The sequence below is a fragment of the Stenotrophomonas sp. STEN054 genome, assembly GCF_056854535.1.
On the sequence record NZ_JBXFWG010000082.1, the window covers coordinates 1 to 10038 of the forward strand.

General features: G+C 67.2%; 6 protein-coding genes. 2 read left to right on the forward strand and 4 right to left on the reverse strand.

Annotated elements, in window-relative coordinates; translation table 11 throughout:
* Window positions 1-235: 235 nt before the first annotated feature.
* From AC1VXD_RS19130 to AC1VXD_RS19145, 4 genes are all read right to left on the reverse strand, one after another.
* Window positions 236-949: a M15 family metallopeptidase gene (locus AC1VXD_RS19130; protein WP_482993376.1), complete on the reverse strand. Its 714-nt coding sequence runs from the start codon at window positions 947-949 to the stop codon at window positions 236-238.
* Complete coding sequence (locus tag AC1VXD_RS19135; RefSeq protein WP_482993381.1) at window positions 882-2381, reverse strand: serine hydrolase domain-containing protein; 1500 nt, start codon at window positions 2379-2381, stop codon at window positions 882-884. The genes AC1VXD_RS19130 and AC1VXD_RS19135 overlap by 68 nt, the downstream gene beginning before the upstream one ends.
* A gap of 68 nt (window positions 2382-2449) precedes the next feature.
* Window positions 2450-5473, reverse strand: coding sequence for a TonB-dependent receptor (locus AC1VXD_RS19140; RefSeq protein WP_482993377.1), 3024 nt, complete (start codon window positions 5471-5473; stop codon window positions 2450-2452).
* A 51-nt stretch (window positions 5474-5524) separates the two neighbouring features.
* Window positions 5525-6988 carry a transglutaminase-like domain-containing protein gene (locus AC1VXD_RS19145; RefSeq protein ID WP_482993378.1) on the reverse strand — a complete coding sequence of 488 codons (1464 nt, stop codon included), beginning with the start codon at window positions 6986-6988 and terminating at the stop codon, window positions 5525-5527.
* A gap of 131 nt (window positions 6989-7119) precedes the next feature.
* On the opposite strand from AC1VXD_RS19145, the gene AC1VXD_RS19150 reads away from it, so the two are divergent.
* The gene (locus tag AC1VXD_RS19150) at window positions 7120-8559 is read left to right on the forward strand and encodes a C40 family peptidase (RefSeq protein WP_482993379.1); all 1440 of its coding nucleotides are present in this window, start codon (window positions 7120-7122) and stop codon (window positions 8557-8559) included.
* Entirely contained in the window at window positions 8556-9650 is a 1095-nt protein-coding gene (locus AC1VXD_RS19155; protein ID WP_482993380.1) for a dipeptide epimerase, read from the forward strand. The genes AC1VXD_RS19150 and AC1VXD_RS19155 overlap by 4 nt, the downstream gene beginning before the upstream one ends.
* Window positions 9651-10038 lie beyond the last annotated feature (388 nt).

Here is a 10038-nt window from a genome sequence, read left to right on the forward strand (position 1 = left end):
GCGGGCTTTTGTTGGGGGGTGCGTACGGTTGGGGGGAAATTGTGTAATATTTGTAACTATTTCATCCTTGCCCACCACGGGTGGGCACCCACCATCAGCAGCAGGCTCCAACAGATAGCGGAAATCTGTCGAAGGCGGGGTGGGTCCCGCCATCCCTCAGGAAGCCCGCTTTTGACGTTGAAGCTGACGTTGAAGTTGATTGCAGCAGGTGCAGGGCAGCGAGCCCTGCAAAAAATCACCGAACGGGAAAATCGTAGGCCGTGCCGGCATCCGGCTCCGGCTGCAGCGTGTAGTGCCACCACTCCTGCGGGTAGTTCGCAAACCCGCGCCGCGCCATCGCCTGCAGCAACCGCTGCCGGTTTTCACGCTGCGCCACCGTCAGCCCGCCCGCATCGGTATGCGCACGCACGCCGAAGAAATCGAAATCCGTGCCCATGTCCATCACCACGCACGTACCCGCCCGGCAATCCAGCAGCCCCAGGTCCACCGTCGCGCCCCGGCTGTGGCCCGAGCGCTCGGCGATGTAGCCGTCGGCCAGCAGCCGCGGCTTGTCCAGGTCCGGGTACTGCAGCGCCTTGCGCGACTGCTCGTGGGGATCCTGCACCCAGGCCATGAACGCCTGCACCGACCGCACCGGGCGATAGCAGTCGTAGAGGCGCAGCGCATAACCGTCGGCGCGCAGGTCGCCTTCCACTGCGGCCAGAGCCTTCGCCACCGGGGCCAGCAGGTAGCACGACGAAGACGCGTAGCCCGGCACCCGGGCGCCGGTGAAGTTGTTGGCGCCGGCGTAGCGGATGTCCAGGTCGATGCGCGGCGCCAGCGTGCGGATCTCCAGCAGACCGGCGCTGGCCGCATCGGTGGCCGGCGAGATGCGCAGTGGCTCAGCGGCGTGCGTGCTGCCCGCCAGGGCAATCGCCAGTACGAGTGAAATGCAGGTCCTGGAAGTCATAGCTGAAGTCGATGTCCGGATCGAGGGCGCGCAGCTGCAGCGTAGGTGGTGCACCGTCGTCGGCCTGCAGCCATGCCTGCGCGGAGGCCTCCAGCGTATCCCAGTGCAGCAGCCAGCGACCCTGCAGCTGCATCACCCGCGCCTGCAGCTTGGGCGATTTGTCCACGCTGAATCGCAGGCCGTCCTTTCCCGGGCATAGCGAGGCCGGGCCCAGCCATGAATCGCGATAGCGGCCCTGCCACTGCGGCAGTGCATCGCGCGCCACCGGCAGCGCGCCCGCCGTGGAAGGACGCGCGCCTCCGCTGGCGGCACGGTCGGCTTGGTCGGCACGGAGCTCTGCCAGGTACTCCATCGCCGGCGGCGCTGCGCCCGCAGCGGTGAAGCGCTTCAGCGTCGACTGCATCAGCACCGTGCGTGCATCATCGCCCTCGCCGTTCATCAGCAGCACCACGCCCACCTTGCGATCCGGCAGCAGGGCCAGCGAGGAATACATGCCGGACAAGGTGCCGGTGTGCGCCACCTTCCATTGCCCGTCCATGTCCGAAACGCGCCAGCCATAGCCGTAGCCCATGAAATGCGCGTTGTCCCAGCGGCGCTGGCGCTCGCCCAGCGGCATCGGCATGTGCAGGGTCCACAGCGTGCGGCGCTGCTCGCTGCCCAGCCAGCCGGGCACCCGCGCCGGGTCCAGCAGCACCTGCATCCAGCGCGTCATGTCACGCAGCGAGCAGCGGATGCCACCGGCCGCCATCGAGGTCAGGTCGGGGCTGGCAGCACCATCGGCGTTGATCACCACGTTGCGGCCGCCGCGCCAGGCATGTGGCTGGGCGACGTTGCCCACGTGCTTCACCGACCATGCGCCCACCTGGCAGCGGTCCATGCCGAGCGGTTCGAACACCTGCTCGCGCATGAGCTGGTCGTAAGGCTTGCCACCGGCCGCGGCGGCCACTTCACCGGCCACCACGTACATCAGGTTGTCGTAGGCATAACCGCTGCGGAAGCTGGTGACCGGTTTCAGATGGGCCAGCCCGGCAATGATGTCGGCGCGCGTATAGGCGTTGGGCTCCGGCCACAGCATCAGGTCGCCGGCCCCCAGGCCGAGGCCGCTGTTGTGGATGAGCAGGTCACGCACCTGCATGTGCTCGCCCACCCACGGGTCGAACATGGTGAAGCCGGGCAGGTGCTTCCGCACCGGGTCATCCCAGCGCAGCCTGCCCTGCTCCACCAGGCGCGCCAGCAGCGCGGCGGTCATCGCCTTGCTGTTGGACGCGATCTTGAACAGCGTGTCCTCGTCGATGCGGCCGCCATCCCCGCGCGCGCCTTCGGCGTGCTGGTAGACCACCCGTCCCTGCTCGACCACGGCCATGGCCAGCCCGGGCAGATGCGCGTGCTCGACCACGGCGGCGACATCGGCATCGATGGCGGCGGTACCCATCGATTCCGCCGCCACCGCAGGCAGGGCGGTCAGCGCCAGGAAACCCGACGCCATCCGCGCAACGTGCCTCAGAAGTTCCACGTCACCACCAGCTGCGTGTAGCGCGGTGCCTGCCAGCGTGTGCCCGTGGCGAAGGTCGCTTCACGGTACTGGCCCGGCTGTGCTTCGTAGCGCTGGTGCACGTTGATGGTCTTCTGGTTGTTGGTCAGGTTGTACACCGACAGCCGCGCGCTCAGGTCGATGCCCTCCACCGGCAGGCGCCAGGTGACGTTGGCGCCCATCGTCCAGGTCCACGGCAGGCGACCGAACGCGCCGCGCGGGCTGTATTCGAACTGGCGCTGGTCATACGGCCCGGAGCAGTTGGCCACGCACAGCCAGCCGGTGCCGCCGCCACTGCCTTCGCTGGAGGTGCTGCCGCCGGCGATGGTGTCGTTCGGCCACATCACGCCATAGGCGGTGATCGGGCCGCCGGACTGCACCTGCAGCGTGGTGCCGAACGACCACTGCTGGTTCAGCGCATAGGCCGCGCGCAGCTTGATCTGGTGGCGGAAGTCATTGAACAGCACGCCGTAGCGTTCGTTGGTGGCCGGATGATCCCAGTACTGCACCATGCCGGTGTCGCCGTAGTTGGTATCGGAGTTCACCGGGCCTTCGAAGTTGCCATCGCTGCGCGACCACAGGTAGGAGGCGTTGAACAGCCACTTCTCGTCCCAGGCGCGGTCGATCTGGAATTCCAGGCCCTTGTAGGTGCGCTTGGGCTTGGAATAGCCGATGACTTCACCACTGCCACCCTTGCGGTAGCCGCTGTTGGCGGTGTCGATGGTGATCCAGCCTTCGGTGGCGCAGCCGATGCTCTGGTCGCCCCACAGGGTCAGGCTTTCGCCGGGGTTGCCGATCGGCCACAGCGTGCTCGGCGTCGGGCCGCATGGGGTGTAATTGATGCGGATGTCATCCAGCGCGCGGGTCATGCGCCGATAGGTCGCGTTGACGCCCCACGACCAGGCCGCGTTGATCATGTTCTGGAAGCCGAGGATGTACTCGTCCTGGTAGACCGCCTTCAGGTCGCGGTCCACGCTCTGACGCAGGTCGGCGCCGCCGGTGTTCATGCGCGTATCGGTCGGCCCGATCTGCGTGCCGATGATCGGCGCCATGTACGCCGAGCCGGTCGGCGAGGTCTTCTGCTCCCAGCCCTCCAGCACGTAGTAGCTGTACTCGTCGGTGAGGCCACCGGCGAAGTTGACGTTGATGTTGTTGGTGACCGGCAGGTAGTAGCGGCCGGCATTACCAAACAGCTTGGTGCTGCCATCGCCGCGCATGTCCCACGAGAAGCCGACGCGCGGGGCGAACAGGTCGTCCATCTTGATGAACGCCTTGCCCTCGGCGGTGCGGTTTTCGAAGCGGTCCCAGCGGATGCCGAGGTTGAGCATCAGGTTCGGGGTGATGTTCCAGATGTCTTCCAGGTAGAAGGCATTGGCCTCGGTCTCGAACGTGCCGCCGGACTGGCGGTTGCGTGCGCGCAGCATCTCTGTAACGCCAGCCGGCACGTAGGCGTTGGCGCCGTCCCAAACTTCATCGCCGGGCCGCGCCAGATAGGCGGTGTAGCTCAGCGCGGTCGGCCCGGGGTAGCGGGTCGACTGGTCGGTGGTCATCAGCTCGCGGTCCAGGCCAAAGCGCAGCAGGTGGTCGCCCAGCTGCCATTCGAAATCCAGGCGCGCCACATCGCGGGTGTCATCGCGCTCGGCCACGGCCGTGCCGGTGGGATGGCAGCCGGCACGCAGGCCCTGCAGCTTGCCCAGGCGCGGGCCGTAGGTGCTGTCGGTGAATACCGGGCTGCAGGCCTGGTCCAGCGAGGAGTTGGTGAAGGCGCGCTGGTTGTTCTGGCCGACCATGGCGCGGGCGGTGAAGTTCTGCCCGAAGTGGCCGGTGTAGGTGGCCGACCAGTTGCGGCCGCCGGTCTCGGTGATCGAGTCACCACCCCAGTCGCCGATGCGGTCGTCATCCCAGTCGTAGCCATACGACGCGTTGGTGACATCGCCCTCGTCGGAGAACGCCAGCAGCGCCAGGCTGTGGTTGTCGTTGATGTTCCAGTCCAGCTTGGTGCCCCAGAAGCCGTTGCCGGAATTGTTCTTGAACCAGGTGCTGCCATCGGACGAGGTGTTGTGGCCGCGGTCGTCGCGATCCTCATACATGGCGAACAGGAACAGCGTGTCCTTGATGATCGGGCCCGAACCCCAGACGTTGGTCTTGAAGAACGAGTTGTTGTCACGGCTGCCGTAGGAGTGTGCGGTGCCATCGCGGTGGAAGTGGTCGCGCCCGCTGGCACGCCACGCGCTGGGCTCGGCGGTCACTTCGACGCCGCCCTCGAATTCGTTGCTGCCCGAGCGGGTAACCGCGTTGATGACACCGCCGGTGGAGCGGCCGAACTCGACCGAGTAGCCGCCGGTCTTGACCTGGAATTCGTTGAAGAAGGCGAACGGTGCGGTGCTGAAGCCGCGCCGGGTGTACATGTCGGTGACGTTGAGACCGTTGATGAACACCGCGTTTTCGGCCACCGACGAACCGGCGAAGGACAGGCCACCGAACGAGGAGTTGCCACCGACCACGCCCGGCGCCATCAATGCCACGGCGGACAGATCCTGCGCCACCGGCAACCGCGATATTTCCTGGCGGTTGATGTTGAACGAGGTCTCGGTGGAGTAGACGTCCACGCGGTTGATCACGCGCGTGCCGGTTACCTGCAGGGCATCCAGGTTGGTGACCCCACCGGCGCTGGCCAGGTTCACCGTGGTGGTGCCGCCCACTGCCACGCTGACCGCCACCTGGTCGCCCAGTTTCTGCCCCTCGCGACTGAGCTGCAGCTGGTAATCGCCCACTGGCAGCTGGCCGAGGCGGTAGCTGCCATCGGCGCCGACGGTGACGGTGCGGGTCAGGCCGGTACTGCTGCTGACCACGGTGACCTGGTCACCGGCGGTGGCGCGGCCGGCGACGGCGCCGCTCACGGTCTGGGCCATCACGGTACCGGGCAGCATGATGCCCAGACACGCCCCAAGGGCGACGCACAACGCCGCCCGCTTGATGCTGTAAGCCTTCATCCCCTGCTCTCTCCTGCAAGAATTGAATGGTGTGGTGGTGGAGGTGGTGCGCTAGCGTTGCCCGGCCGGCAGTACCCGCCACTGGAAGTCGTCATCCCATTGGTCGAAGTACAGGTTGCCGCCCGCCCACTCGGCCTCGCCGCGCTGCGAGTCGACCGTTTCCGAGCGGTAATGCTGTTTGGCGGGCACGAACGGCTGGCCGAAGTCATCGTTGAAGGCGATGCGGTAGCCATCGAGGCCACCGATATAGAAGTCGCGCAGTGCGGGCGTATCGCTGGCCAGCGCACCGGTGGTCACGTCCATCGGCAGCCAACCATAGGGCGCCAGATAGACCGCACCCCAGTCGTGCAGGTTGGCGTAGCCGCTGCCGTCATCGGAGAACACCCTGCCCGACTGCCAGCGCGCGGGAATGCCGTTCATGCGCAGCAGGGCGATCAGCAGCAGCGTCTGCTGCCCACAGTCGGCATGCCCGGCATGCAGGGCGTAATCGCTGATGTTGCTGAGCGTGGAATACTCGCGGGCGCCCGCCCAGGGAATGCGATCAACCGCGGCGTACAGCCGGCGCACCACTTCGTACGGGCGCGTCTCTCCCTGCAGCACCTGGTCGGAAAACAGCTTCAGTGCCGGAGTGAAACGCACGTGCGGCAGCTGCTCGGCAAGGAACGGCTGCAGCGCCGGATCGGCCGGGGTAGCTTGCACGCGTGCAGGGTCTACCGCCTTATGCCGCGCGAAGATCGTGGCCGCGTAGCGGATCTCGAACCGGGTCGGCTGCCCGGCCACGGCCTTCGCCTCCAGATAGGCGGTGCGCTGCAGGGTGCTGGCCGGGGCGACGCGCGCCTTGCCTGGCGTGCTGCCCAGCCACTGCACCTGCTCCTGCTGCCCGGGAATCTCGCGCGGGTACGGAATCCACGCGCGGACGGTTTCCCCGGCCGGCACGGCGTCGGCCTTCACCGTCAGCGACTGGGTGAACGCAATGCGCTGTGGCAGTACCGACGTCTCGCCGCTCTGGGCAGCGGCAGCGAGCACGCGTGCGTGATGCGCGTTGAGCACTTCATTCGGGCCCGGCGCTGGCATCGGTGCATCGGCGCGGCGGCGCGCACGTGCCTCATCGCTGAGCCGGAACAGGTTGGACGGTGCGCGTTTGAAGTACCAGCGCGCGCCGTCGATATCGAGGTGTTCGATCAGGCCAAGCTGATCCCAGCGCGCGAATTCGGCATCGGTCAGGTCGGGAATCCAGCGGCGCACGGCGGCTTTCGCGGCGGCCTCGTCCAGGCTGAAATCCAGGCGGATGCGGCGCATGCGTTCGCGCTGGTAGGCCGCCGTGGCGGGCAGGTTGCCGCGCGCCAGCAGGTCTTCGGCTTGCGCGAAGTGGCCACTATCGACCAGATCGATCAATCGCGTCTCGCCTGCACCCTGCCCCCGCACACCCTGCGCCGCCGCCGACGACGCCCATAGCAGCACGGCACACAGGCCGGCAGCGGCAGGCAGACGCAGTTTGCGAACGACGGGATCCACGGCGACACTTCCCCAGCGCGGGTGGTAACGGCTGTGTAACACGGGCCGGGTAGCGGGTCAATAATTTATTCTTGCTTTCGCAGCCAAAAGGAATAAATATTCCAGGAGGCATTGAGGAGGGTGTGCAGCGCATGATCCTGGCTTCCCGCGAACCGCGCCGGCACTGGCCGCGCCGCTTCACCCTGGCCCTGTGCCTGCTGGCGGCGCCGGCCTTCGCACAGGCGGCACCGCCACCCGATCCCGGCGCACCGCTGCCCTATGTCATTGGCCTGCACGAGGCCTACCTGACCCCGCAGTACTGGGCCGCGCGGCTGGACAACGCCGATGCGCCGATCCTCGACCGCGCGCAGATCGACGCGCAGAACGCGCGCATGCGCAGCCAGGATGCACACATCCAGGACATCGCCGCCCTGCCCGCGCAACTGACCGCCGCGCAGGTGCGCAGCAGCATCTCCGCGCTGTCGAGCTGGCCGACACGGGCCCTCTATGACGACCAGGGCCAGCCCATCGCGGCGGCGCTTCGTGCATCCATCGAGGCCAACCTCGGCCTGCAGGCGATCGCCGCTCAGGCAGCGCCGCAGTACGGCCTGGTGGTGAAGCGCGCGGCGCTGCGCACCTTCCCGACCCGCCAGCGCGTCTTCAGCAGTACCGGCGATACCGATATCGACCGCTTCCAGGAATCGGCGCTGTTCCCCGGTGACAAGGTTGCGGTGATCCATCGCAGCGCCGACGGCCGCTGGCTGTTCGTGCACAGCGAACGCTACAGCGCGTGGATCGAAGCCGAATCGGTGGCCACGGGTGACAAGGCCAGCGTGCTCGGCTACGGCGCGCAGGGACCCTACCGCATCGTCACCGGCGCGGTGGCGCACACCGCGTTCAGCCCGGAAGAGCCGCGGGTGTCGCGCCTGCAGCTGGACATGGGCGTGCGCCTGCCGGTGCTGGCCGACTGGCCCGCGGCCACGCCGGTGAACGGCCAGCAGGCGCATGCCGCCTGGGTGGTGCAGCTGCCGGTGCGCGAAGCCGATGGCCAGCTGAAGCTTGTGCCGGCGCTGCTGCCACGCTCGCAGGACACCGCCGGCGAGTACCTGGCGCTGACCCCGCGACTGCTGCTGCAGCAGGCCTTCAAGTTCCTCGGCGAACGCTACGGCTGGGGCCACGACTACGACACCCGCGACTGCAGCGGCTTCGTCTCCGAGATCTACCGCAGCTTCGGCGTGCTGCTGCCGCGCAATACCAGCGCGCAGGCAGTCAGCCCGGCGCTGGACCGCCTGCCGTTTACCGAAAAGACCGGCAAGGCCGCGCGCGACCGCGCCGTGACCGACCTGCAGGTGGGCGATCTGGTCTATATCCCCGGCCACGTGATGATGGCCATCGGCCACGTCGATGGGCGCACCTGGGTCATCCACGATACGGCGGGCGGCAGCTGGTTCGGTGCCGACGGCACGCGCGTGCAGGCCCACCTCAATGGTGTCTCGGTCACTCCGCTGGAGCCGATGATGGCCAGCGACACCGTCCGCTACATCGACCGCATCACCAACATCCAGCGCCTGCGGGCCAAGACTGCCGAATGAAGATCACCGCCATCGAACTGGGCATGCTGCGCGTGCCGCTGAAGACCCCCTTCAAGACCGCCCTGCGCACGGTGGAAACCGTGGAAGACGTGGTGGTGCTGATCCGCACCGACACCGGCAACACCGGCTACGGCGAAGCACCGGCCACCGCGGTCATCACCGGCGATACCCACGGCTCGATCATCGAAGCGATCCGCCACTTCATCGCCCCGCGCCTGATCGGCCAGGACGTGGTCAACCTCAACCATCTGTGCACGCTGGTGCAGACCGCCATGGAGCGCAACACCAGCGCCAAGGCGGCGGTGGAAATCGCCCTGTACGACCTGTGGGCGCAGCTGCACGGCGCACCGCTGTACCAGATGCTGGGCGGTGGCGATGCAGTCATCACCACCGACATCACCATCAGCGTGGACTACATCGACAAGATGGTGGCCGATTCGCTGTCGGCCATCGAGCGCGGTTTCGAGTCGCTGAAGATCAAGGTGGGCAAGGACATCGGCCTGGACATCGAGCGGGTCAAGGCGATCCATGCCGCCGTGCAGGGCCGCGCCCTGCTGCGCCTGGATGCCAACCAGGGCTGGACCGCCAAACAGGCCGTGCATGCCATGCGCACGCTGGAAGACGCGGGCGTGGTGCTGGAACTGCTGGAGCAGCCGGTGAAAGCCGCCGATATCACCGGCCTGAAGTATGTGACCGACCGCGTCAACACACCGGTGATGGCCGACGAAAGCGTGTTCAGCCCGAGCCAGGTGATGGACCTGATCCAGCAGCGCGCGGCCGACATCATCAACATCAAGCTGATGAAGACCGGCGGCCTGTCCAACGCGATCCGCATCGCCGATATCGCCGGCATCTACGGCGTGCCCTGCATGATCGGCTGCATGATCGAATCGAGCATCAGCGTGGCTGCCGCTGTGCACCTGGCCGTGGCCAAGAGCGATGTGATCACCAAGGTCGACCTGGACGGGCCCTCGCTGGGCCAGTTCGATCCGGTCAGCGGCGGCGTGCATTTCAACGAATCGGAGATCAGCATCAGCGACGTACCGGGGCTGGGCATCACCGAAGTACGCGGCCTGGAGATGCTGGATTGATTTGCGCCTTGCGGTTGACGTTGAGCGCCACTGACATTGGGTCGCGCGTTACTTTTCTTTTCGCGAAAAGAAAAGTAACCAAAAGAAACGCTCCGCCATCCGCGAGCCGACGTGCTGCGCACGCCGGTGCCCTGCGGTGCTCGGCTCGCTACAAGGCGGACTTGACGGCCAAAGCAACAGCTGCACCCAGTAGATCCACGCCATGCGTAGATGCACCTGCTCTTGCTTCCGCCCTAACCCGTAACCCCTTCGCGGCTGGCACGCGCGCGATGTGTCCGGGGTGGGGGGGGGGGGGGGGGGGGGGGGGGGGGGGGGGGGGGCGGGGGGCGGGGGCGGGCGGCGCGCCCGGGGGGTGGCGAGCGAGGCCGGGGGCGGGGGGCCCCCCCCC

What these genes read in the sequence shown, in the direction of transcription:
- AC1VXD_RS19130 (WP_482993376.1), bottom strand. Translation starts at nt 949, where the DNA reads ATGACTTCCAGGACCTGCATTTCACTCGTACTGGCGATTGCCCTGGCG.
- AC1VXD_RS19135 (WP_482993381.1), bottom strand. Translation starts at nt 2,381, where the DNA reads ATGGGTACCGCCGCCATCGATGCCGATGTCGCCGCCGTGGTCGAGCAC.
- AC1VXD_RS19140 (WP_482993377.1), bottom strand. Translation starts at nt 5,473, where the DNA reads ATGAAGGCTTACAGCATCAAGCGGGCGGCGTTGTGCGTCGCCCTTGGG.
- AC1VXD_RS19150 (WP_482993379.1), top strand. Translation starts at nt 7,120, where the DNA reads ATGATCCTGGCTTCCCGCGAACCGCGCCGGCACTGGCCGCGCCGCTTC.
- AC1VXD_RS19155 (WP_482993380.1), top strand. Translation starts at nt 8,556, where the DNA reads ATGAAGATCACCGCCATCGAACTGGGCATGCTGCGCGTGCCGCTGAAG.